Source organism: Prosthecobacter sp. (assembly GCF_044373815.1).
Taxonomy (GTDB): Bacteria; Verrucomicrobiota; Verrucomicrobiia; order Verrucomicrobiales; family Verrucomicrobiaceae; genus Prosthecobacter.
Window position 1 is genome coordinate 1 of sequence record NZ_JBIPNG010000052.1, and the last position, 22655, is coordinate 22655.

The following is a 22655-nucleotide window of genomic DNA, read 5'->3' on the forward strand; positions in this document are numbered from 1 at the left end:
CCTTTGCGGCTGATCTCCATTTTGAGCTGCACATTGACCGCATAGGGGGCGATCTTGGCGAGATCGGCATACGGGTCTTCGGTGTGGAAGTTGCCGCTGTCCAAGTTGATGCCCGCCCAGGGGCTCTTGGCCGCCTTCACCATCTTGATGAGGTTTTCCGGCTCGGCGACGATGCCGCCATGGTTTTCCAGACCGAGGAAGACGCCTTTCTTGGCAGCGTAGTCGAGGCACTCCTGATAGGATTCGAGGCAGTTAGCCACGGCTTGCTCCTCGCTGAGGTCCTTCGGCTGCGGCCCGGCAAACACGCGGATGTGCGGTGCTCCCATGATCGCGGAGTAGTCGATCCACTTCTTGGTGTAGGCGATCTGCTCGCTGAGCTTTTCGCCTTTGGGCAGCGCGAAATTGTTGCCCACGGCGGTGCCGGCCAGCTGCACACCGCGCAGGTAGGCACGGCGTTTCACTTCAAGCAGGAAGGCCTCGTCCACATCCTTCGGGAAAAAGTAGCTGGTGACTTCCGCGCCGGGCACATTGTTATCACCGCACCAGTCGATGAAATCGAGGATGCTCCAAAGCGGCTTGTCACCCTTCGGCTTCTGCTCCTTGTCGCGCATCCACTGGAAGTACTCGCGGAAGCTGTAAGCGGCGACGCCGAGCTGCATGCGGCTCTTGCCGGGGCGCTTGATGGGCTCAATGGCAGGCAGGGTGGAGACGCTGAGCGCGCCAAGGCTGGTGGAGAGAAAATGACGGCGTGAGATCATGGCGGATGAAAGAACGGATGGAAAAGACAGGATTAACAGACTTCCACCTGCATGAACAAGATTTCTCTTTTCGCCGCCGCCCTCCTTTTCACCTCCTTGGCCCAGGCCGAGCCCACCAAGGTCAAGCTTTGGCCCGATGGCGCACCGGGGGCAAAGGGGACGGAGGACAAAGATCAGCCCTTCATCAATGTGTGGGCGGCTGCCAAGGACAAAACCAACGGTGCGGCGTTCGTCGTGTGTCCCGGCGGTGGTTACGGCGGGCTGGCGGCAGACCACGAAGGCGTGCAGGTGGCCAAGTGGTTCAACGGCATCGGCGTTTCTGCCTTCGTGCTGCACTACCGCCTCGGCAGTCAGGGTTACCACTTTCCCACGCAGTTGATCGATGTACAGCGCGCCATCCGGCATGTGCGGGCGAATGCCAAGGAGTATGGCATTGATCCGAACCGCATTGGCATCATCGGTTTCTCCGCAGGTGGCCACCTCACCTCCATGGCGGCTACGATGTTCGATGAAAAACCCGCCGGTGCGACGAATGATGCCATTGATCAAGTCAGCGCCCGTCCCGATGTCGCTGCACCGACCTATCCCGTGATTTCGATGATCGAGGACTACGGCCACAAAGGCTCGCGCAAAAACCTCCTCGGCCCCGGCGACAACGACGAACTGGCGAAGCACGTGAGCACCGAAACCCGTGTCACGGCCAACACGCCGCCCATCTTCATCTTCCAGACCGACGAGGACACCGTGGTGCCTGCCGAAAACGCCGTGGCATTCTATCTCGCCTGCCGGAAGAACAAAGTCCCCGCCGAACTCCACATCTACCGCCCCGGTCCGCATGGCGTCGGCCTGTTCTTGGGAGATCCCGTGCTCGGCACCTGGAGCACGCACCTGCGCGACTGGCTGCGCAATCAAGGCTTCCTCAAGCCGATGAAGCGCACCGCCATCAAAGGCAAAGTCACGGTGAATGGCAAGCCGGTGAGCTGGGGCAGCATTATCTTCTCTTCAGATGACCCCTCCGCACCGGTGGCCTGCGCACGCGTCATGGGCGGCAAATTCAAGCTCGACGAAAAGACCGGCCCTATCGTCGGCAAAGTGAAGCTGACCGTCAGCTACAGCGCTGCGGATGTGCCCGGTCTGGAGAGCGCCGACGGCACTGTCACGACCAAGGAACAGAAACCCGGCGCGGGAGACTGGAGCCTGGACATCCCCGAAGGCGCAAAGGATGTGGAGCTGGCGGTGACACGGTGAGTGGTGCCTCCGAGGTCTTTATGGGGGGTGTTGCACAAAAAAAGACGGGTGGGCTTTCGCCGCACCCGTCTCAAGATTCGGGGTCTGCCTTAGAACTTCTTGATCAGCAGCGCGGCATTGTGTCCGCCGAAGCCGAAGGAGTTGCTAAGGACGGCGTCCACTTTGGCAGGGCGGGCGGTGTTTGGCACCACGTCCACGTCCACCTCGGGGTCGAGGTTTTCGACGTTGATCGTCGGTGGCACCACCTGGTCCCGGATCGCGTAAATGGAGGCGATGAGTTCCACGCCGCCGGCAGCGCCGAGCAGGTGACCGGTCATCGATTTGGTGCCAGAGACGAGCAGGCCGTTGGTCGCGTAGTCACCAAACACGCGCTTGATGGCGCGCAGCTCGCACAAATCGCCCATGGGGGTCGAGGTGGCGTGAGCGTTGATGTACTGAATGTCGGTCACGTTCAGTTTGGCGTGGCGCAGGGCCATCTCCATGCACTTGGCCGCGCCCAAACCTTCGGGATGCGGGGAGGTGAGGTGGTAGGCATCGGCAGTCGCACCATAGCCGACCAGTTCGGCGTAAATGGTGGCACCGCGCTTTTTGGCGTGTTCGAGTTCTTCAATGACGACCACACCGGCGCCTTCGCCCATGACGAAGCCGTCGCGATCTTTGTCCCAGGGGCGGGAGGCCCGCTCTGGCTCGTCGTTGCGCATGCTCAGAGCCTTCATGTTGGCGAATCCGGCAAGACCGCAGGGGCGGATGGAGGCTTCAGCGCCGCCGCAGATCATCACGTCGGCATCGCCGAATTTGATGTTGCGCCAGGCTTCGCCGATGTTGTTGTTGGAAGTCGCGCAGGCCGTGACGATGGCCATGTTCGGTCCCATGAAGCCGTATTCCGCCGCGATCATGCCGCTGGCGATGTTCGAGATCATCATCGGGATGATGAAGGGGGAGACGCGGGAAGGGGACTTCGTCAGCAGCACTTCATACTGGGTTTCCAGGGTGCCGAGACCACCGATACCACTGCCGACCATCACGCCTACGCGGTGCGGGTCGAGGCTGTCTGGGTTCAGACCAGCGTCCTTGGCGGCCATTTTCGAGGCTGCCATGGCAAACTGGAAGTAGCGGTCGGCGCGGCGGGCGTCCTTGTGGTTGTTGAAATGGACGGTTGGATCAAAATCCACCACCTCGCCCGCGATCTTGCAGTCGTACTTCTCGGTGTCCATGGACTGGATGCGGCGGATGCCGCTTTTGCCTGCCTGGATATTCTTCCAAAAGTCATCCTTGTTGTTGCCGACGGGGGAGATGACTCCCATGCCAGTGATGACTACGCGACGCTCGCTCATGTGTATAAATTAGGGGTTGATTCGAAGGTTGAGAGAACACGGTTTGCACGGTGGGGCAAGGGAAAACATGGCAGCTAAAGGCTTGAGACCTGGGTGTTTTGGGTGTCATGCTCAAAGTGTGATTCGTTTGTCATCCGTTCTTGCCGCCGTCCTCTGGCTGACGCTGCCCGCCCAGGCGGCGCCTGATCCTGCCCTCATTCCACCTGTGATGCGGGAGTGGATGGCGGCCGAGAAAGGCATTGGCAGCATCAAAGTCGCGTTCCAGCAGACCCGCACCACCCCTGCGCTCAAGGAGCCCGTGAGCACCAGCGGGCGCTTCTGGCGCATGGCCGACGGACGGTTTCGCCTGGAACTGGGATCGCCCGCAACGACGATCCTGGTTTTCGACAAGGAAACCGTGCGCCTCAAGGAAAGCGCGGACGCCCCTTGGCAGCCCCTGAAGCCCGACGACAGCCGGGTGCGCATCTGGATGAAATTCCTCAGCGGCCGGGAGATGGACCCTGAATCCCTGACGAACAACTTCACCCTCAAGATCACCCAGCAGGAGAAGGGCTACACCACCGTGGCCATGATTCCACGGCCGCTGCTCATCAAGAAGTATCTCAGGCAGCTCGACATGCAGATCGAGCCCGGCGGCAGACGGCTTCTCGGCTTCCGCGTGGTGCAGGGAGATGGGTCCACGCTGCTGCTCAATTTTGGCCCTCCTGAGAAACTCGTGGGCGATTTAGCTCAATTGTTTCGGCCTCAATAATCCCGGTTAAGCAGGTGGTCCGAGAGCTGGCGCAGGCGCAATGCTGCGTCACCAAACACATCCAGCGCCCGGTTTGACACCTCGGTGAGGCGGTGCGCTTCCGCACGGGAGGCTTCCAGGCCCATCAGCGCCGGGTAGGTGCTCTTTTCTGCCGCGATGTCCTTGCCGGCGCTTTTGCCGAGCTTTTCGCTCGTCTGCGTCACGTCGAGGATGTCGTCGATGATCTGAAAAGCCAGACCGGTGGCCATGCCGAAGTCATGCAGCGCCTGCATCTGCTCGGGGCTCGCGCTGGCGCTCATGCCACCCAGTTTCACGCTGGTGGTGAGCAGCGCGGCGGTTTTGCCTTCATGGATGAAGCGCAGATCCTCCAGGGGCAGCTTTTTGCCCTCGCCTTGCAGATCAGCCACCTGACCTCCCACAAGATGCAGGCTGCCTGCCGTGCGTGCGAGTTCCAGCACCATCACCGCCGTGGGATGACTCGAAGACATGGGTGTCTTCGTCACCAGTTCAAATGCCAGGGCTTGCAGGGCATCACCCGCGAGCAGTGCGATGGCCTCGCCGTAGACCTTGTGGCAGGTCGGCACGCCACGGCGCATGTCGTCGTCATCCATGCAGGGCAGGTCGTCGTGAATGAGCGAGTAGGTGTGCAGGCATTCGACCGCACAGGCATTGTAAACCGCATCTTCCGCCGTGCCGCCGCAGGCTTCCGCCGCCGCCAGGCAGAGGATCGGCCGGAGCCGTTTGCCGCCCGCGAACATGCTGTGCCTCATCGCCTGGTGCAGCGTTATCGGCCGCGTGTCCGAGCCCGGGATGAGACGGTTCAGCGCTGTATCGACAAACTGGCAGCGCTGGGAGAGGTATTCTTTGAGATCGGACATGGGTTTATTGTGAAGCCGTGAGTCCGCCTCAATTCAAGCGGGATTAACACGAGAGAGGACCGTGGATCGGGTTCCATCGCCTCAATGCGGAGGCTTTCGCTGAATATGACTAAAGTCATGTAATGCTGGGAGTTGTCGCGAATAAGACAAATCTGTGAAAGATACGCTGATTCATGGTATCAATAAAGGCGTCTAAATCACTCAATCAAGAAGGTTTATAGCAGGGCATGGCACATTCGGATGGCAAATATCTCTCCGCCAAGTGGATGGTTTTGGTCGCGGCTACGATCCTGGCATGGATCAGCCTGACGCCAGTCGCATGGATTGGTTACCTGATGTTCCAAGCCAACATGGTCACCAAGGCTTCGATGCTGGTCGCCTGTGGGGTGATGACATTTTTCTGGAATCTCTTTCTCCTCCAATGGCTTTTGTTTGACCTCTTTCAGGAGGAGCGCCCTAAACAGGCGCTGACCCATAGCGGAGGGCAGATTGTCGGGATTTTCGCTGTTCAGATTCTCCTTGCTCTCTCCTGCAATCATCTGTCCGAATCCTTCAATCCCATCGGCATGCAGCAATGGTTTTGGATGCCCGTTGCTGGTTTTTCCGGAGTGCTTTTGAGAAGGCGCCGGCACATGTTTTTGCTTATCTTCATAACTCTGACCATTTCCACCGCGCATGAATTTTCCAGGCGCGGCCTGCATCCTGCGGTGTTTTGGATGTTTGGCCAGATCTCCACCAGCGTGTTCATCATGGGCTGTTCTTTTTCTGCGACACAGGCGTCGAGGCAGCGCATGAACACGGCACGTCTGGCGGCGGAGCTTCGCACCGCCAATGCCCAGCTCGAACTGCAGGCGGATCAGGTGGCGCTGCTCGCCGTGGAGCAGGAGCGCAACCGGCTGGCGCGGGAGATTCATGATGCGGTGGGACACAGCCTGACGGTGGTGGGGGCGCAGTTGGAGGCCGCAGAGGCCTTGTTGAAGCACGATCCCTCCCGTGCGCTGGATTCGATCCAGAAGGCTCAGCGTGCCAGCCGTGAAGGGCTGGCGGAAATCCGACGTTCGGTGGCCTCCCTGCGTGCGACGCCGCAGGAGCAGCGCACGCTCGCCGAATCGCTGACTTCGCTGATCACGGGCGCTGAGCGGCCGGGGTTGAAGCTGGTGTTGCAGCAGTCTGGGAAATCACGCTCCTTACCCTCTTTGGTGGAGATCTCTCTCTACCGCTGTGCGCAGGAGGGCATCACCAACGCGTGTCGGCATTCGGGTGCGTCGGAAATAGCGGTGCATCTGGATTTTAGTTCGGATGCATTCATCATCCTAAGTGTGACGGACAATGGTCGTGGCTTCAGCCGAATCCCTGAAAACAGCCATGGATTGAAAGGCCTGCGCGAACGGGCGGCATTGCTCAATGGTGAGTTTTTCGCAGGAACGGAGCAGCAGGGCGGAGGCTGCTGTCGCATGATTATCCCAGCATGAACGCATGAATGCACCCATCAAGACCCTTCTCGTCGATGACCAGGCGTCGTTTCGTGAAGCGATGCACATCCTGCTTGAACTCGACAGCAGTGTTGAGGTGGTTGCCGAAGCTGCCAATGGCGAGGAGGCCCTGAAACTGACTACGGAACACATGCCGCAGGTCGTGCTGATGGATCTGCAAATGCCGGTGATGTGCGGAGCGGAGGCCACCCGGCGCATTCGTGACAGGCATCCCGGCATACGGGTTCTGGTGCTCAGCGTCTTTGATCAGGAAAAGGACGTCTTCGAAGCTCTGCGAGCAGGTGCCTCCGGTTACATTCTCAAAAATACTCCGATGGCGCAGATGATGGATGCCATCAGGGTCGTCGCTGCCGGCCAGACCTACCTGCAGCCCACCATTGCCACTCAAGTTGTGGCGGAGTTCAACCGCCTCTCCCGACCCATCAAGCTAAGTGGTGAGGAACGTCGCATTGCCGGCCTGCTCTCTCAGCGTGAAGTGGAGATTCTCCAGCATCTGGTGCGCGGCATGAGCAACAAGGAAATTGCATCTGCCCTGAGCCTTACCGAAGGGACGGTGAAGAATCACATGACCCGCATTCTGGACAAGCTGCAGGTGCCCGATCGCACGGGAGCCGCGCTCAAGGCGCGTGATCTTGGGCTGGGCTGAAATTACCGCGCCAGCAATTCCTCACCGCGATACACCACGCGCTCGACCATGCCCTGGAGGGTTTTGTCGAGGAAGGGTGTGTTGATGCTTTTCGACTTCATGATGCTGCGGCTGAAGGTGGTGGTGCGGGCGGGATTGAAGACGATGAACTCGGCGGTGCCGCCTTCCTTGATGGGAACGGGCGCCAGTTTCATGAGGCGGCGGGGCTCAGCGCTGTAGCGTTTGACGATGAGCTGCCAGCTCAGGATGTCCTTGGCGATGTAGCTGTCGTAGAGGGAGACGAGAGCGGTTTCCAGCCCGGTGATGCCGAAGGGGGCGCTGGCGAAGTCCTGATTCTTCTCAAACGGCGTGTGCGGTGCGTGGTCGGTGGCGATGACGTCGAACCATCCGTCCTTGAGGCCCTGGAGCAGCGCGGCGTTGTCCTCCGGCGTGCGCAGCGGCGGGTTCATTTTGTAGTGCGTGTCGTAGTCGCCAATGTGCTCGTGATTGAACATCAGGTGATGCGGCGTGACCTCGCAGGTGACGCGGATGCCGCGATCCTTGGCACGTTTGATCGTGCGCATGCCTTCGATGGTGGTGACGTGCTGGATGTTGAGGTGCACGCCGGTGTATTCGGCGAGGCGGATGTCGCGCGAGATGCAGATCTCCTCGCTGATATTCGGGATGCCGGGCAGACCGAGCGCGTAGCTGATCTTGCCTTCGTGCATGCAGCCCTTGCCGCTGAGCGCCTTGAGCTCGCAATGGCTGGCAAGCGGCAGGTCATAGTCGCGTGCGTATTCCATGGCGCGCCGCAGCACTTGGGGGTTGTCCACGGCGTAACCGTCGTCGGTGAGCATGACGCAGCCGGCGGCCTTCATGCCAGCGATGCCGGCGAGCTCCTCGCCCTTGCGACCCTTGGTGATGGCTCCGCTGGTGTAGATGCCGGGGCCGATGCGGGTGCGGCGGGCGCTTTCCAGCACGCTGCGGACGACGCCCGCATTGTCGATGGCGGGCATGGTGTTGGGCATCATGACGAAGCCGGTGACGCCGCCATTGATCGCGGCCTCGGCACAGGAGGCGATGTTTTCCTTGTCCTCCTGACCGGGTTCGCGGGCGTGAACGTGGATGTCAAAGAGCCCGGGCAGCAGAATGCGGCCGGTGCAGTCGATGATTTCCGCGTTTTCGACGCCGGTGATGCCTGGTGCCACTCCGATGATCTGGCCGCCCTCGACGAGCACATCGGCTGTCTGGAGCTGGGGACTGTCTTCGCTGGCGATCTGGGCGTTGCGGTAAAGGCGTTTCATGCGTTGCAGGCCATGATGCCGCGAAGGTCCGCGTAGGCAAGCTGGCTTCTCAGCGCATAGCTGGGCATGTGTTGTAGCATGACTTCGGCCTTGGGTCATGCCGCCCCATGACTGTAGATCATGACTTTTGACTGCTTGCAGGCATTGCCTGTCTCATTTTACATCGGGTATTCGCCTCAGCTCTTAGTGAAATTTCCGCAAAATGAAACGCCGTATTGTCAAGAAGCACATCGACTTTCAAGATGCCGCTTCTCCTCGGAGCCCTGATGAAATTTCCCTCGAAATCCCGGATCGTGCCGAGGTGGAAAAAACGGTGGTGGAAACCGCCCAAATAGTGAGCAAATCCCGACAGATCGATTTCAACCCCAACTGGCATGATGCGAAGGAGATCGTGGTGCCTTTTGACGAAAGCTCTTTCTCCGGATTGCTGGTGGATGAAAAGACATTCCAAGCGGCTTATTCCAGGAACCGCCCGCCACCGCTGGTGGAGAATCATAAACTCGAAATCCAGCGGAGCAGCGGCAATGTGGTGTTTACCACCGACTGGTGGGACGATCTCATGGGTTTCTGCAGCGGGTTGCTGTTCTTTGTGGAGATCGTGCTGGCGGTATGGACGGCGGCCCTGCTCTACTCAGGCTTTCCGATTGCGATGTGGCTGGCCTACACGCTGGAGTCCGTGTGGGCCCTGATGCTGATCACGTTCAAGTTTTCCATGGCAAAGCTGACGGCCTATCGGCTCTTCCTATGGTGTGGCACCTGTGCCACGACGGTGTCCTGGCTGGTTTGGTCTCCATGGTCGCAGGACTTTATCGCCAAATTTTCGGCCTACTTCTTCCGCACGTAGAGCAGTGCTCGGTCGTGCGTGAGCAGGCAGAGGTCCAGGCGGCCGTCACCATTGAGATCCAAGGCGGAGTAGTCGTGGGGCTCGTTTTCGAGGCCGGTTTTGCCGCGGAAATGCGGATCCGTCTCGAAGACACGGAAGTACATGGCGCTCTCCCATTTCTGCCCGGCGGCGGGCTGGAAGATTTCGATCACGCGGCTTTTGGCGGTGTCGATCAGGGCGATGTCATCCACATCTTCGCCTGAGAACGAGGCGGCCATGAGGTCCGAGGGAATGGTGTCCTTCAATTCGCTGTCAAAGGTGGCCACGGTTTCGAGTTTAAGCGTGGAGCCATCCAAAGGAGCGATTTGGAAGCTGGTTTTGCCAAGCAGCAGCAGCTTGGTGCTTTGCTCCGCAGTCATCAGGATGCACTGCTCAGGAGTCATGGTGGGCAGCGCATGGGTGTGGTCCGCGCGATAGACGCGGTCGGTGCCAGCGATGAGTTCGTGCAGCTTGCTGTGAGTGGCGTCAATCAGCAGCACGGAGACCTTGCCGCCCTTGCGGGAGACCAGCGCACTGTGCAGCTCGGCGGCGGCATCGGGGGCGTTGAACTGCTCCACGATGGTCGCCTTGCCATCGGCATCGACCTTGAACGCACGCGCCAGCTGCTGATGGGCGATGATGATTTCCGCCTTGCCGTCGCCATCCAGATCGCCCGTGGTCAGCGCGGCGGGGGTGAGTTTGCTGACAAAGGAATCCGGGATGCCTTCGACGCGCTTGTAGGGCGCTTTGGCGTCCGTGGTGCTCAGCAACAGCTGCATGGGGCCGAGATTGGAAAACAAGGCGAGATCGCCACGGCCATCCTGATTGGCATCGACGACGCGGATGCCGTTGATGCGGCCGGTCTTGATGGTGAGCTCCTGCGTGGTGGAGGTGAAGCTTTTGGCTCCGGCGGTCTTGCTCAGTGTGACGAGCTGGGGCTTGGACTTGATCTCGGTGGCGCAGAGAACGGCTGAGTCGGTGGTCAGGGTGAGCAAGGTTTCGCCCTCTTTGGCTTGATAGATGATCTCGGGGTAGAGCAGGCGGTTGTCCTGCCAGTGGGCCACGCCAATGGACTGCTCTCCGGGGCTGAGCAGCACGAGCTCGGCTTTCTTGTCACCATCCACATCGGCGATGGCCAGGGACTCCACACCACTGAGGATGGGGAACTCGCGCCCCTCTTTGAAGGTGCCGCTGGCGCTGCCCTGAAACAACCAGGCACGCGCTGCCTTGGGCTCGGACATGATGACGTCAGCATGCCCGTCTCCCGTCAGGTCTCCATAGGCCACGGCGCCGTTTTTGGATTCCGTGGGCGGCATGGCATAGCGGATGGTGGCGGCGTGGTCGGAGTCGGGTTCGGCGGCACCTTGAGTGAGCTTCGCGACTTCCACCATGTTCGTTTCATCCTGGATCCAGGCGACGCCGGATTTCTTGCCACCCAGGCGGATGGAATGGAGCCAGTGGCGCGCGGCGGGGATTTCGAGCCGCCATTCTTCGCCAAAGGTAGTGCCTTCATGCTGCAGGCGGACGAGCAGCGCATCACCGTCCGGTGCGGTGTAGAAAATGTCGGCACGTCCATCGTCGTTGAGATCAGTGCTGGCCAATCCAGCGCAGCCGCCTTCGCCCAGGGCGTAGTTTTGCGGCTCTGCCCACTCACCGGGCTTGGTTTGCAGCAGCACCATCAAGCGCGTGCTGGTGAGCAGGGCGATGTCATCGCGCCCGTCACCGTTCAAATCGCGTGCGACCAGCACTTCAGTGTCATCTGCGGTGGAGTCGAGGGTGAACTCGCGCTTGGCTGCCCAGGCACCTTTGTCATCCTGCATACACAGGACGAGTTTGTCCTCATCAGTGAGGAACGCGATGTCCGCCTTCTTGTCGCCATTCCAATCACCCACGACGAGGGCAAGCGCGGCACGGCCAATGACGAGCGGCTGCTTGTCGAAGCGGGAGACTTCAAGGATCGGGTTCCAGCGGTCGGCGCGGGCGGATTTTTCCGGCGCACCGGTTTGCACGCCATCCTTGCGCTGCAGGAGAAATTCGATGCGCGCCCGTGAAGCATTGACGATGGCGAGATCGGTCAGGCCATCGCCATTGAAGTCAGCGGCGTGCGGACTGGCGGTGTTCCAGTCGAGCTTCACGATCTCCGGGCCGTCGAAATACAGTGCGGGCTTGTCAGCAAGAACGCTGGTCGCAAAGAGCAACGGCAGGAAAGCGAGACGCATGGCGTGCGATAGAGGTGAGGGACTTACTTGGCTTCGACGGGAGTGGTCAGGTAGTGAACCTGAATGGAGTCCGGATGGGAATACGTGGTGCTGAGCAGGCTGCCAAAGTAGCGCTCGAAGGTCTCATTGGAAGGACGTGCGCTGGCGTCAAACCAGCCGCCGGCAGCTGCGGCGACCGTTTCTTCGGGTGACAGGGCTTTCCTGCCGGGGCCTTTCTTTTTCGCGGCGGCCTTGCCTTTGGCTCCGGTTTTGCTTTCGAGCGTGGCGGCGGCGGTGGCGATCGTGTTCATCAGGCGGCCTGCATCCGTGACACCGACGCCGCTGTAGTTTTTAGGAACGAGCGAGAGGAGGTTCTGCACATGAGGATTGTCCCATACGCTGGGGCCGGAGGGATCCTTGATGCGAGCCAGGACTTTGTTCAGCGTGTCCTGACCGCCCACAGAGATGAACAAATACTTGCCGGTGTTGCAGAAGGCGACTTCGGTGGCGGCATTGGCCGTCTGGGTCAATTTGAGCGTGTTGATTTTGAAACCGAGGTAATCACTCTCCTCAAAGGCGCCGAAACCGGCACCGACGTAGCGCTTCAGACCTTCAAGCGCGCCGCCGAGTTTGTCGGCATCCTTGATCTTGAAGCCCAGGACCTGGCTTTCCTTGGTGCCACTGCCATCCTGCACCTGAATGACTTCATCGGCCAGGCTGCCAAAGAGATCCTCACGGAGCTTGAAGCCCAGCTGGCCTTCGAGCTGAGGGATCTGCATCGTCACCATCATCGCCATGGGGCCAAGTTTTCCAATCATGCCGAGGAGGCCGTCATACACCGTGCCGAAATCCATGCGTGAAACACTGGCAGTCAGGATGCCGGCGGGGATGAAGGCGGGCAGGGTCATTTCGTTGCTGGAACCACGCATCAGGGAGAGCAGACCGGTGGGCTTCTGGGGATGCAGGATCGTCACGTCCATGCGTGACTGGGTGTCCGTCAATTCTGCGGTGATGGCAAAGGCCTGCAGTTCCTGCGCGCCGAGCATGTCCATGAACATCTTCGGCTTGAAGTCGAAACCCATGCCGGGGTTGGCCTTGCCATCTGCCTTCTTTTTGGCCTCTGCTGCGGCGAGCGCCTGCTCACCGAGTTCGAGCAGCTTCACGCCGTTGAAGTAGATCAGCATGTCACCGCCGCCGTTGGTCACCTGGCCGATGCGGGAGAGGTGATCGCGTGCGGCTCCGGGTGGATCACCGGCATTGTTCTTCAGGGCGCCGATCATGTATTCCATGAGCGCGTGGGTGTTCGCCTCGATCATCACGTCTCCGACCACCGCCCAGGCCAGGATCCAGGGCGCATCCGCAGCCTCCGACAATGCGGCGATCTGCACGCTCACGCCGCCGATGTCTTCGGTGCGGAGCTTGACGTCTGCGTTCTCCTTTTTCTTGGCTTCCACTTCGGCGAGCTTGTGGGCCTCGATCTCCTTCTGCTTGCCGGCAATTTCGCACAGCGAGACGTTTGGCGGATTTTTGTCGAACTGGGTGATGTCTCCGATCACCAGGTAGCTCACCAGCGCGCCCGGGTAATCCTTGAGCGTGTCGTACATGCCGCTGCCGTAGGTGTCCTTGAAGAACTTGTCCCAGGGGGCGTCGCCGTCTTTGCGCATGGGGGCCATCCAGCGTTTGGCTTCGTCGTCCTGCATGAACTTCGCGTAGTTGCTCTTGTCCCAGTCATTGAGCAGTTCCGGAGTGTTCTTGATGGCGATGACACCGATCGTGTCCTTGGGCATGAGATTGTACCATTGCTCCAGCCGGTCGGCGGCGGAGGCGGGGAGGATGCTGGCAAGCAGCAGTGAAAAGAGGATGGAGGCGCGTTTCATAGAAGGTGGAAGGAAGCGGGTGATACCAAGTACAGAAAAATCAGCCGCCTGTGGTTACAGATTCCGGCTTAATTTTTTCCTGGGGTGGTGCAGGCGGCGGAAGATAGCGGAAGCCGCTGTTGGGATTGCGCGGGTCAAAGGCAAAGGCCTCGCGATTTTTCAGGAAGAGCTTCAGCACGTTCGAGGGAATCGAAAAGCCCAGACCTTCGACGCCGACACCGGCGGTCTTCATGTTGTTCACTCCCACGACCTCGCCGCGTGCGTTGAAGAGCGGCCCGCCGGAATTGCCGGGATTGATCTGCGTCGTGCTCTGAATGTACCAGCGGCCGCCGCTCTCACGTGCACGGATGCTGACGATGCCCTTGGAAACCGAGCGCTCCAGCCCGAGCGGACTGCCAATGGCAAACACGTCCTGACCCTGGGTGAGGGCATCCGAGTCGCCCATGGGGACGAAAGGCAGGCTGTCCACCGCAGCGTCGTCGATCTGCAGGATGGCGAGATCAAGGAAGCCGTTCATGGCGATGATCTTCACCTTCGTAAACTGCTGCTTCTCCAGGCCATCAGGCTTTTTGCGATAGACCACCACGGTGATCTCACGCTCTCCGGCGATGACGTGCTGGTTGGTGATGACGTAGCCGAGCTTGTTGATGATGAACCCGGAGCCGAGACCGGAGGCTGTCTGGATCTGGACCACGGACTCCGCCACGCGCTGGACGTTCTTTTCCACCGTCATGGCTTCACGCGAAGGCTCCACAAAGTAGATGTCCTCGCCCTGCACCGCAGCGGTTTTGGTGCCAGAGGTGAGGGCTTTTTCCAAAATGGAGATCTCCGAGCGCGGCACGGTCAGGACGGTATGGCCGAGATCCAGCACCAAGGCGTCTTCGCGGTCCTTGAGCACTTCACCACGCAGTTCAGCGCCATTTTTGAGCACGATCTTGACGTTTTCCGCCGACAACGATGAGGCCGCAAGGCAGGCCGCCACCAGGATTCCGAAGCTCAGGTTGTTTCGCATTACGGATTTAAACTCTAGCGGACGAGTTTGAGGATACGAGTTCTTTTTGCATATCTTGACTCGACGAATGTCCGCGCATCTCATGCGCCGATGCCCGCCAACGCCCTCATCTCAGCCGCCCAGACTCTGCGCGAAACCCTGCGCCCATTGCGTTTTGCCGCGCCGGTCGAGTATGTCTATCAGCCGCTCGACTACGCCTGGGTCCCGCATGAGGCCTACCTGCGCCGCTTTGGCAGCACTCACAAAAAGGTCGTTCTGGTGGGGATGAACCCCGGCCCCTTTGGCATGACGCAGACTGGCGTCCCCTTTGGCGAAATCGCCGCCGTGCGCGACTGGATGGGCATCCATGAGCCTGTGGGCAAACCGGAGCGCGAGCATCCGAAGCGCCCCGTCGTCGGCTTTGACTGCCCGAATTCCGAAGTCAGCGGCAGACGCCTGTGGGGCCTGTTTGCCCAGAGGTTCGGCAAAGCGGAAGCTTTCTTTGAAGACCACTTCGTCGCCAACTACTGCCCGCTGGTCTTCATTGAGGCGAGCGGCCGCAATCACACCCCCGACAAACTTCCCGCCGGCGAAACCACCGCCATGGAAGTGGCCTGTGATGCGCATCTGCGCGCCGTCATCGCCGCCCTACAGCCCGAATGGGTGATCGGCGTCGGCGCCTTCGCCGAAGAGCGTGCCATGCGCGCCAAAGAGGTCATGCACGGCAGCTTCAAAACAGGGCGCGTGCTGCACCCCAGCCCGGCCAGCCCCGCAGCCAATCGTGACTGGGCCGGAGCCGCCACAAAACAGCTGGTGAAGCTGGGCGTGTGGGAGGGGTAGCTGGAAAGGTTTTTAGTTGTCTCGCGCTTTTCCAAGCGGGAACAGCAGGCCGCTGTTACAATAACTCCGTCGCAGATCCACCGGCATTGACACCTGCTGGGGATGTTCGCGGGCCGCCATTGGCCTGCTGCAGGGAGTGCCGGTGAAGTAATCCGTTGAGTCAAGACGCAGGTCGGTGCTTGCCGCGTGCAAAAAGATCGCCTATTTCTCGCGCCTTATGTCAGCCATCCCCGCCGAATTTTCCGGAGTCACCGCCGTCACCAAAGCGAACGTCTATTTTGACGGCAAAGTCGTCAGCCACAGCGTTTTGTTTCCTGATGGCAGCAAGAAAACCCTGGGCCTCATCTATCCCGGTGATTTCCATTTTGGCACCGCCAAAGCGGAGCGCATGGAGATCGTGGCTGGTGACTGCGTCGTGAAGCTCGATGGCGGCGATGCCAAGACCACCTATACGGGCGGCCAGTACTTCGATGTGCCTGCCAACAGCGGCTTCGACATCAGCGTCAGCTCCGGCATCTGCGAGTACATCTGCTCTTTCCTGGATTGAGCCGGCTTTAACGAGTGGCGTCAGCATCTTCACACATTCTTAACTCACTCATCAGGGGCATTCACTGGAGGCCGGTACGTTTCAGATGATCATCCCGCCGTCATGAACGACACGACAGACAAGCCCGGCCTCCACAAGCTCTCTACCACCACTCTCGTTATCGCCGCCCTGGGGGTGGTGTTCGGCGACATCGGCACCAGCCCGATCTACACACTCAAGGAGTGCTTCAGCCCGCACAGCCCGCATCATGTGGCCGCGACCCACGCGAATCTGCTGGGTGTTGTCTCGCTGGTGCTTTGGGCGCTGATCGTGCTCGTTTGTGTGAAGTACCTCGTTTTCGTGCTGCGTGCGGACAACAAGGGCGAGGGCGGAGTGCTCTCGCTCATGGCGCTGGCCTCGCATGGCATGTCGGAGACATTGAAGCGGCGTGCGGTGATCGTGCTGCTCGGTCTGTTTGGTGCAGCGTTGCTGTTTGGAGATGGCATCATCACTCCTGCCATTTCAGTGCTCAGCGCCATCGAAGGTCTCAAGGATGGTGGGTTGCTCGGCAGCCCGCCCGCAGATGTGGCGGCGGCATTGCTATGGCAGAATCAGCGGGAATGGCTCATCATGGGCATCACCATGGTGATACTCATCGCGCTGTTTTCGGTGCAGTTCCTTGGCACGGCACGCATGGGGCGCTTTTTTGGTCCGATCACCGGCTTGTGGTTCGTGTCACTCGCAGCACTCGGTGTGTCGCACCTGATTAAGGGCCCGGAAATCCTCGCGGCGTTCAACCCATGGCATGGCTGGCAGTTTTTGACGACCGGTGGCCACAAGTCGTTCGTGATTCTCGGCAGTGTGTTTCTGGCCGTCACAGGCGGTGAGGCTCTGTATGCCGACATGGGGCACTTTGGCGCAGGGCCGATTCGCCGTGGCTGGTTCTCGCTCGTGCTGCCGGCGCTGGCATTGAATTACCTTGGCCAGGGGGCGATGCTCATGCAGCAGCCGGATCTGGCGCATGCACCTTTCTTCCAAATGGCTCCCTCATGGGCCACGCTGCCGCTCGTGCTGCTCGCCACGGCTGCGACGGTGATCGCCTCGCAGGCGCTCATCACCGGCACCTACTCGCTCACACTCAGCGCCGTGCAGCTGGGCTACCTGCCACGCCTTAGCATTCGCCACACATCGGAGCATGCCCGCGGCCAGATCTATATTCCGCTGGTGAACTGGCTGCTCATGCTGGCCTGCCTGTCCTTGGTGCTGGCCTTCCGCAATTCGACGAATCTCGCCGCTGCGTATGGCGTGGCCGTGACGATGACCATGCTCATCACCACCTTCTTGTTTTATTTTGCCGCCCGTCATCTGTGGCGGTGGTCCCTCCTCAAAACATTGCCGCTATGTCTGCTGTTCGCCGCGATTGAGATCGCCTTCCTCAGCGCCAACCTGGTGAAATTCTTCGATGGCGGCTGGTTCCCGCTCGTGGTCGGTGTGATCATCTTCACGCTTATGACGACCTGGGCCACAGGACGCCGTCTGGTGCGTGCCTCGATGGAGAAAAGCTCGCTCAGTCAGGAAATGCTGTGCGACAGCCTGAAACGCAACCCTCCTGTTAGCGTGCCCGGCACCGCCATTTTCATGTCCAGCACCAGCGGCCGTGCGCCCATCGCCCTGCTGCACAGTTTGAAGCATTACCGTGCCATCCATGAGCGCGTCATTTTCATGACCTTGATCACCGAGGACGAGCCCTGGGTGCCGCCGAGCCGCCGTGTGGAAGTCGAAAAAATTGCTGAAGGTTTCTGGCGTGTGACAGGCCGCTTTGGCTTCATGCAAAAGCCCGATGTGCCGCGCCTGCTGCGCCAGTGCTCCAATCAAGATCTGGAAGTCTCGGCAGAGAAGGCGACTTTCTTCCTGGGCCGTGAAATCATCGTTCCAAGCCCGAAACCAGGCATGGTGCGATGGCGCGAACACATCTTCGCTTTTGCCAGCAAGCTGGCGCAGCAGCCCGCCACTTACTTCCAGATTCCCGTGGGCCGGGTGATCGAGCTGGGGCAGCAGGTGGAGATTTAAGCCTCGCTTTAACGCATTTTTGACGCCGCACGTCCTGCCTTTAACTCGGCAGGATCCGGTGAGCAGGCATCTTGGCGGTGGAAGAACATTCCACCACGCCATGAACGATCTCATCTACCTCGGCCTCACAGTGGCCTGCTTCATCCTCTGCGGCCTCTACGCACGCGGCTGCGAAACCCTTTAACCACACCCGACCATGGAAACCATCCTCGTCGGGCTCATCGCCCTCGCCCTGCTCGCCTAGCTCATGGTGGCGATGCTGCGTCCGGAAAAATTCTAACACGAAATTCATCATGCACTCCACTGACTGGCTGCAATTCGCCCTCTTCCTGGGCATCCTCACACTCATCACAAAACCGATGGGATTGTGCCTCATGCAGGTGCTCGATGCCAACGGGCGCACCTGGTTTGATCCTGTTCTCAAGCCGTTCGAAAAGCTCACTTACAAGCTTCTGGGCGTCGATCCGAAGCGTGAGCAATCATGGCTGCAATACACCTTTGCTATGTTGGCTTTCAGCCTCGTCGGCGTGGTGTTCACTTATGCGATCCTGCGTTTGCAGGGTGTGCTGCCGCTCAACCCGCAGGGTTTGCCAGGCTTGAGCCATCATCTGGCCTTCAACACGGCCGTCAGCTTCACGACGAACACCAACTGGCAGAGCTATGGCGGTGAGTCCACGATGTCCTATTTCTCGCAGATGGTGGGGCTGACGTTTCATAACTTCACCTCCGCCGCCGTCGGCATCGGAATCGCTGCGGCGCTGGTGCGCGGTATTGCGCGCAGTTCCGTGAAGACGCTCGGCAACTTCTGGGTCGATCTCGTTCGCGTCACTTATTACCTCCTGCTGCCGGTCTGCCTTGTCTTTGCGATCTTCCTCGTCTCGCAGGGCATGATCCAAAACTTTGACGGCTACACGAAGGTGAAGACCCTCGAAGGTGCGGAGCAGGTGATCGCTCAGGGGCCGATGGCCTCGCAGGTGGCGATCAAGATGCTGGGCACCAATGGCGGCGGCTTCATGAATGCGAACGCCGCACATCCCTTCGAAAACCCGACGCCGCTTTCGAACTTCATCCAGATGCTTTCGATCTTCTCGATTGGCAGCGGTCTGACCTACTACCTCGGGCGCATGGTGAAAAATCAGGCCCATGGCTGGGCTGTGTGGGCCGCCATGATGGTGCTCTTTGTCGGTGGTGTGCTCGTCTGTGCACATTCTGAAGCCGCTGGCAATCCGATCCATCAGCAGCTCGGCATCGCAGCAGCGGACGGCAATATGGAGGGCAAGGAGGTGCGCTTTGGCATCTTCAATTCGGCGTTGTTTGCCACCATCACCACCGCAGCCTCCTGCGGAGCGGTGAACTCGATGCATGACTCGTTCACCGCCATCGGCGGACTCGTGCCTCTGTTCATGATCGAACTGGGCGAAGTCGTCATCGGCGGTGTGGGCGCAGGTTTGTACGGCATGCTCGTGTTTGTCATTCTCGCGGTCTTCATCGCGGGACTCATGGTGGGACGCACGCCGGAGTATCTGGGCAAGAAGATCCAGGCGAAGGAGGTCAAGCTCTGCATGCTCACGCTGCTGGTGCTCACACTCAGCATCCTCGGCTTCACCGCCTGGGCTTGTGTGAGCGACTGGGGCGTCGCCGGTCTGAACAACAGCGGCCCGCATGGTCTCAGCGAGATGCTGTATGCCTACAGCTCCGCCACGGGCAACAACGGCAGCGCCTTCGCGGGTCTCACGGCCAACGCACCCTGGTACAACACCACGCTCGGCATTGCCATGCTCATCGGCCGCTTCCTCATGATCGTCCCCATCATGGCATTGGCTGGATCACTCGCGGGCAAGCAAGCCGTGCCCCCGAGCGCGGGTACCTTTCCAGTGAACGGCGCCACGTTCACCGTGCTGCTCATCGGCACCGTGTTGCTCATTGGTGCGCTCAATTTCCTGCCTGCCCTCGCCCTCGGTCCCATCGTTGAGCACTTCCTCACGGCGCAGGGCCGCTTGTTCTAAACCAGGCAAACCACCACGGAGATTCTGCATCATGAAAGCATCCCTTTTCAGTCTGCTTCTGCTGGCACCTGCCATGGTGCTGGCGGAAAACGACACGCCGACTGTGGCTTACAAAGGATTTTTGGACAGCTACTACGGCTACGACTTCAACGAGCCTGCCAACCACCGCAGGCCGACCTTCCTCTACAACCACACCAGCACCGACGCCCCGGCGATCAATCTGGCGCTCATCCAGGCTGAGCTCAACGGTGGCTGGTACCACGGCAGCCTGGGACTCATGGCTGGAACCTATTCACGGGAGAACCTGGCAGCGGAGCCGAATCTGCTGCAGCATTTCTACGACACCTATGCCGGAGTGGCGCTGAACCGCAGCCGCACCCTCTGGCTGGATGTGGGGGAATTCAGCTCACACATCGGTTTTGAAAGCGCCATCTCGGCGGACAACTACACGCTGAGCCGCAGCCTCATGGCGGAAAACTCGCCCTACTTCCTGACAGGCGGCCGCCTCACCTGGAAGCCAAACAAGGAGTGGGAGTTTGCTTTCCTCGTCGTGGATGGCTGGCAGCGCGTCCGCCCTCTCGCGGGCAACAGTCTGCCGGGCTTTGGCACCAAGGTGGCCTGGACGCCCCATGACCGCCTGCTGCTGAACTGGAGCACCTACATTGGCAGCGAGTTTCCAAACGACCAGCGCCGCATGCGCTACTTCAACAACCTGTATGCGCACATGGTGCTGAGCAGCGCTGTGAGCATGTATCTGGGCTTTGACATCGGCTGGCAGCAGCGTGCGACCAGCGGGAACAACATCTGGTGGTCTCCGAATGCCATCGTGAGATGGAAGCCGGATGACCAATGGGCAACCGCCTTCCGGGTGGAGCATTACAATGATGCCTCGGGTGTCATCATCAGCCTGCCTGGCAGGACATCTCTCACCGGCCTGTCCTTCGATGTGGACCGCCAGATCAGCAAAAATCTGCTGTTCAGGGTGGAGATGCGGTACCTGCGCAACAGCTCGCCCGCCTTTCAGCGCGGCGACTCGCTGGCACGCAGCAGCACGTCCCTCCTCGCATCCTTCAGCATACGTTTTTCCTGAACCCCTTTCATCTCTTTCCTCTCATTCATTCAATTCAGCAGGCCCTAGGCCACACCACCATGTCACACAAACCCACATCTCTCTTTGATGCTTCCATTCTCGTCCCGGCCATCGGCGAGTCGTTCAAGAAGCTCGATCCGCGCCTGATGGTGAAGAACCCCGTCATGTTCGTCACGCTCGTCGGCGCGGTGCTCACCACGGTGAGCATCTTCACCGCCAAGGCAGACTACGGCTTCATCACCCAGCTCAGCATCTGGCTCTGGTTCACCGTGCTCTTCGCCAACTTCGCCGAAGCTGTCGCGGAAGGCCGTGGCAAAGCCCAGGCCGCCAGCCTGCGTGCCGCGCGCAAGGACACCATCGCACGCCGCTTGAAAAATGGCGTCGAGTACAGCGTGCCTGCTCCTGCCCTGGAAAAAGGCGACCTCGTCGTCTGTGAAACGGGCGATGTGATTCCCGCCGATGGCGAAGTGATCGAAGGCATCGCCAGCGTTGATGAAGCCGCCATCACCGGTGAATCCGCGCCCGTCATCCGCGAAAGCGGTGGCGACCGCAGCGCCGTCACCGGCGGCACGCGTGTGATCAGCGACCGCATTGTCATCCGCGTCACTTCGGAAAAGGGCAACACCTTCATCGACCGCATGATCTCAATGGTGGAAGGGGCACAACGCCAGAAAACGCCGAACGAAATCGCGCTCACGATTCTGCTGTCTGCGATGACGCTCATCTTCCTGCTCGTGTGCATCACGCTGCGTCCCTTTGGCATTTATTCGGGCGTTGAATTCTCCACGCCGGTGCTCATCGCACTGCTCGTGTGCCTGATTCCCACCACCATCGGCGGCCTGCTCAGCGCCATCGGCATCAGCGGCATTGACCGCCTCATCCGTCGCAACGTCATGGCCACCAGCGGTCGTGCCGTTGAGGCCGCAGGAGACATCGATGTGCTCCTGCTCGACAAAACCGGCACCATCACCATCGGCAATCGCATGGCGTCGGATTTCCGCCCCGCTCCCGGCATCACCGAACAGCAACTTGCCGACGCCGCGCAGCTTGCCTCCCTGGCTGATGAAACACCCGAAGGCCGCAGCATCGTCGTGCTGGCCAAAGAGAAGTTCAACATCCGCGGCCGCGAACTCGCCTCACCCCATGCTACCTTTGTTCCCTTCACGGCGCAGACCCGCATGAGCGGTGTCGATCTCGATGGCCGCAGCATTCGCAAGGGAGCGGCGGATTCGATCAAAGCCCACATCGAAAACCTGGGCGGTGTTTATCCTCAGGAAGTGGTGAAGGTCGTCGAAGCTGCCTCTCGCGCCGGGCGCACGCCCCTCGTCGTGTGCGAGGGCGGCAGCGTGCTCGGTGTCGTGGAACTCAAGGACGTCGTCAAAGGCGGCATCAAGGAGCGCTTTGCCCAGCTGCGTAAAATGGGCATCCGCACTGTCATGATCACCGGTGACAATCCCATGACCGCCGCCGCCATTGCCGCCGAAGCTGGTGTCGATGACTTCATGGCCCAGGCCACGCCAGAGGACAAACTGCGCCGCATCCGCGCTGAGCAGGCCGAAGGCCACCTCGTGGCCATGACCGGTGACGGCACCAATGACGCACCTGCATTGGCCCAGGCCGATGTGGGCGTGGCCATGAACACCGGCACGCAGGCCGCCCGCGAGGCCGGTAACATGGTCGATCTCGACAGCAATCCGACGAAGCTCATTGAGATCGTTGAGATCGGCAAACAGCTCCTCATGACGCGCGGCTCGCTCACCACCTTCAGCATCGCCAATGACATTGCCAAATACTTCGCCATCAT

20 protein-coding genes are annotated in these 22655 nt (G+C 60.1%); 12 read left to right on the forward strand and 8 right to left on the reverse strand.

Translation table 11 applies throughout. From position 1 onward, the window contains the following. A partial coding sequence (locus ACIREA_RS06805; RefSeq protein WP_397381511.1) for a sugar phosphate isomerase/epimerase family protein occupies positions 1-758 on the reverse strand: 758 nt, incomplete at its 3' end. Positions 759-809: 51 nt separating this feature from the next. On the opposite strand from ACIREA_RS06805, the gene ACIREA_RS06810 reads away from it, so the two are divergent. Further along, a complete protein-coding gene (locus tag ACIREA_RS06810; protein WP_397381512.1) occupies positions 810-2006 on the forward strand; it encodes an alpha/beta hydrolase in 1197 nt (398 codons plus the stop codon). An 89-nt stretch (positions 2007-2095) separates the two neighbouring features. On the opposite strand, the gene fabF is transcribed toward ACIREA_RS06810, so the two are convergent. After that, complete coding sequence (fabF, locus tag ACIREA_RS06815) at positions 2096-3340, reverse strand: beta-ketoacyl-ACP synthase II (RefSeq protein ID WP_397381513.1); 1245 nt, start codon at positions 3338-3340, stop codon at positions 2096-2098. 118 nt (positions 3341-3458) lie between these two features. Between fabF and ACIREA_RS06820 the strand changes: the two genes are divergently transcribed. Next, positions 3459-4091, forward strand: a complete 633-nt coding sequence (locus ACIREA_RS06820; RefSeq protein ID WP_397381514.1) for an outer membrane lipoprotein carrier protein LolA — start codon at positions 3459-3461, stop codon at positions 4089-4091. Here ACIREA_RS06820 and ACIREA_RS06825 read toward each other — a convergent pair. Then, positions 4085-4969 carry a polyprenyl synthetase family protein gene (locus ACIREA_RS06825; RefSeq protein ID WP_397381515.1) on the reverse strand — a complete coding sequence of 295 codons (885 nt, stop codon included), beginning with the start codon at positions 4967-4969 and terminating at the stop codon, positions 4085-4087. The genes ACIREA_RS06820 and ACIREA_RS06825 overlap by 7 nt on opposite strands. 215 nt (positions 4970-5184) lie before the next feature. After that, positions 5185-5670 (reverse strand): hypothetical protein, encoded by a 486-nt coding sequence (locus ACIREA_RS06830; protein ID WP_397381516.1) that lies wholly within the window; start codon positions 5668-5670, stop codon positions 5185-5187. A 90-nt stretch (positions 5671-5760) separates the two neighbouring features. Here ACIREA_RS06830 and ACIREA_RS06835 point away from each other — a divergent pair, with 90 nt between their 5' ends. Together ACIREA_RS06835 and ACIREA_RS06840 are read left to right on the forward strand one after the other, a co-directional pair. Continuing rightward, a complete protein-coding gene (locus ACIREA_RS06835) occupies positions 5761-6441 on the forward strand; it encodes a sensor histidine kinase (protein ID WP_397381517.1) in 681 nt (226 codons plus the stop codon). Between the two features lie 4 nt (positions 6442-6445). Continuing rightward, the gene (locus tag ACIREA_RS06840; protein ID WP_397381518.1) at positions 6446-7108 is read left to right on the forward strand and encodes a response regulator; all 663 of its coding nucleotides are present in this window, start codon (positions 6446-6448) and stop codon (positions 7106-7108) included. A 2-nt stretch (positions 7109-7110) separates the two neighbouring features. Here the strand turns inward: ACIREA_RS06840 and ACIREA_RS06845 are convergent, their stop codons facing one another. Then, a complete protein-coding gene (locus tag ACIREA_RS06845; RefSeq protein WP_397381519.1) occupies positions 7111-8391 on the reverse strand; it encodes a dihydroorotase in 1281 nt (426 codons plus the stop codon). Between the two features lie 202 nt (positions 8392-8593). Between ACIREA_RS06845 and ACIREA_RS06850 the strand changes: the two genes are divergently transcribed. Then, positions 8594-9235, forward strand: a complete 642-nt coding sequence (locus ACIREA_RS06850) for a hypothetical protein (protein WP_397381520.1) — start codon at positions 8594-8596, stop codon at positions 9233-9235. On the opposite strand, the gene ACIREA_RS06855 is transcribed toward ACIREA_RS06850, so the two are convergent. Genes ACIREA_RS06855 through ACIREA_RS06865 form a run of 3 tightly spaced genes read right to left on the reverse strand, consistent with a single transcriptional unit; the run spans position 9217 to position 14340 of the window. Beyond that, on the reverse strand, positions 9217-11472 hold the full coding sequence (locus tag ACIREA_RS06855) for an FG-GAP repeat domain-containing protein (RefSeq protein WP_397381521.1): 2256 nt from the start codon (positions 11470-11472) through the stop codon (positions 9217-9219). The genes ACIREA_RS06850 and ACIREA_RS06855 overlap by 19 nt on opposite strands. A gap of 23 nt (positions 11473-11495) precedes the next feature. Continuing rightward, entirely contained in the window at positions 11496-13328 is a 1833-nt protein-coding gene (locus ACIREA_RS06860; protein ID WP_397381522.1) for a hypothetical protein, read from the reverse strand. 40 nt (positions 13329-13368) lie between these two features. Next, on the reverse strand, positions 13369-14340 hold the full coding sequence (locus ACIREA_RS06865; protein ID WP_397381523.1) for a trypsin-like peptidase domain-containing protein: 972 nt from the start codon (positions 14338-14340) through the stop codon (positions 13369-13371). A 90-nt stretch (positions 14341-14430) separates the two neighbouring features. On the opposite strand from ACIREA_RS06865, the gene ACIREA_RS06870 reads away from it, so the two are divergent. From ACIREA_RS06870 to kdpB, 7 genes are all read left to right on the forward strand, one after another. Then, a complete protein-coding gene (locus ACIREA_RS06870; protein ID WP_397381524.1) occupies positions 14431-15159 on the forward strand; it encodes a uracil-DNA glycosylase family protein in 729 nt (242 codons plus the stop codon). A gap of 217 nt (positions 15160-15376) precedes the next feature. Continuing rightward, positions 15377-15706: a pyrimidine/purine nucleoside phosphorylase gene (locus ACIREA_RS06875; protein WP_397381525.1), complete on the forward strand. Its 330-nt coding sequence runs from the start codon at positions 15377-15379 to the stop codon at positions 15704-15706. Positions 15707-15808: 102 nt separating this feature from the next. Beyond that, positions 15809-17755, forward strand: coding sequence for a potassium transporter Kup (locus ACIREA_RS06880; protein ID WP_397381526.1), 1947 nt, complete (start codon positions 15809-15811; stop codon positions 17753-17755). 58 nt (positions 17756-17813) lie between these two features. Next, positions 17814-17939, forward strand: coding sequence for a hypothetical protein (locus ACIREA_RS06885; RefSeq protein WP_397381527.1), 126 nt, complete (start codon positions 17814-17816; stop codon positions 17937-17939). A 109-nt stretch (positions 17940-18048) separates the two neighbouring features. Further along, positions 18049-19761: a potassium-transporting ATPase subunit KdpA gene (kdpA, locus tag ACIREA_RS06890; RefSeq protein WP_397381528.1), complete on the forward strand. Its 1713-nt coding sequence runs from the start codon at positions 18049-18051 to the stop codon at positions 19759-19761. Positions 19762-19792: 31 nt separating this feature from the next. Next, the gene (locus tag ACIREA_RS06895; protein ID WP_397381529.1) at positions 19793-20851 is read left to right on the forward strand and encodes a porin; all 1059 of its coding nucleotides are present in this window, start codon (positions 19793-19795) and stop codon (positions 20849-20851) included. Between the two features lie 59 nt (positions 20852-20910). Then, a partial coding sequence (kdpB, locus tag ACIREA_RS06900) for a potassium-transporting ATPase subunit KdpB (RefSeq protein WP_397381530.1) occupies positions 20911-22655 on the forward strand: 1745 nt, incomplete at its 3' end.

Excerpts from the sequence above, each read along its gene's own strand:
- ACIREA_RS06810 (WP_397381512.1), top strand. The coding sequence starts at position 810 with ATGAACAAGATTTCTCTTTTCGCCGCCGCCCTCCTTTTCACCTCCTTG.
- fabF (WP_397381513.1), bottom strand. The coding sequence starts at position 3,340 with ATGAGCGAGCGTCGCGTAGTCATCACTGGCATGGGAGTCATCTCCCCC.
- ACIREA_RS06825 (WP_397381515.1), bottom strand. The coding sequence starts at position 4,969 with ATGTCCGATCTCAAAGAATACCTCTCCCAGCGCTGCCAGTTTGTCGAT.
- ACIREA_RS06830 (WP_397381516.1), bottom strand. The coding sequence starts at position 5,670 with ATGCAGGCCGCGCCTGGAAAATTCATGCGCGGTGGAAATGGTCAGAGT.
- ACIREA_RS06835 (WP_397381517.1), top strand. The coding sequence starts at position 5,761 with ATGAACACGGCACGTCTGGCGGCGGAGCTTCGCACCGCCAATGCCCAG.
- ACIREA_RS06840 (WP_397381518.1), top strand. The coding sequence starts at position 6,446 with ATGAATGCACCCATCAAGACCCTTCTCGTCGATGACCAGGCGTCGTTT.
- ACIREA_RS06845 (WP_397381519.1), bottom strand. The coding sequence starts at position 8,391 with ATGAAACGCCTTTACCGCAACGCCCAGATCGCCAGCGAAGACAGTCCC.
- ACIREA_RS06850 (WP_397381520.1), top strand. The coding sequence starts at position 8,594 with ATGAAACGCCGTATTGTCAAGAAGCACATCGACTTTCAAGATGCCGCT.
- ACIREA_RS06855 (WP_397381521.1), bottom strand. The coding sequence starts at position 11,472 with ATGCGTCTCGCTTTCCTGCCGTTGCTCTTTGCGACCAGCGTTCTTGCT.
- ACIREA_RS06860 (WP_397381522.1), bottom strand. The coding sequence starts at position 13,328 with ATGAAACGCGCCTCCATCCTCTTTTCACTGCTGCTTGCCAGCATCCTC.
- ACIREA_RS06865 (WP_397381523.1), bottom strand. The coding sequence starts at position 14,340 with ATGCGAAACAACCTGAGCTTCGGAATCCTGGTGGCGGCCTGCCTTGCG.
- ACIREA_RS06870 (WP_397381524.1), top strand. The coding sequence starts at position 14,431 with ATGCCCGCCAACGCCCTCATCTCAGCCGCCCAGACTCTGCGCGAAACC.
- ACIREA_RS06875 (WP_397381525.1), top strand. The coding sequence starts at position 15,377 with ATGTCAGCCATCCCCGCCGAATTTTCCGGAGTCACCGCCGTCACCAAA.
- ACIREA_RS06880 (WP_397381526.1), top strand. The coding sequence starts at position 15,809 with ATGAACGACACGACAGACAAGCCCGGCCTCCACAAGCTCTCTACCACC.
- kdpA (WP_397381528.1), top strand. The coding sequence starts at position 18,049 with ATGCACTCCACTGACTGGCTGCAATTCGCCCTCTTCCTGGGCATCCTC.
- ACIREA_RS06895 (WP_397381529.1), top strand. The coding sequence starts at position 19,793 with ATGAAAGCATCCCTTTTCAGTCTGCTTCTGCTGGCACCTGCCATGGTG.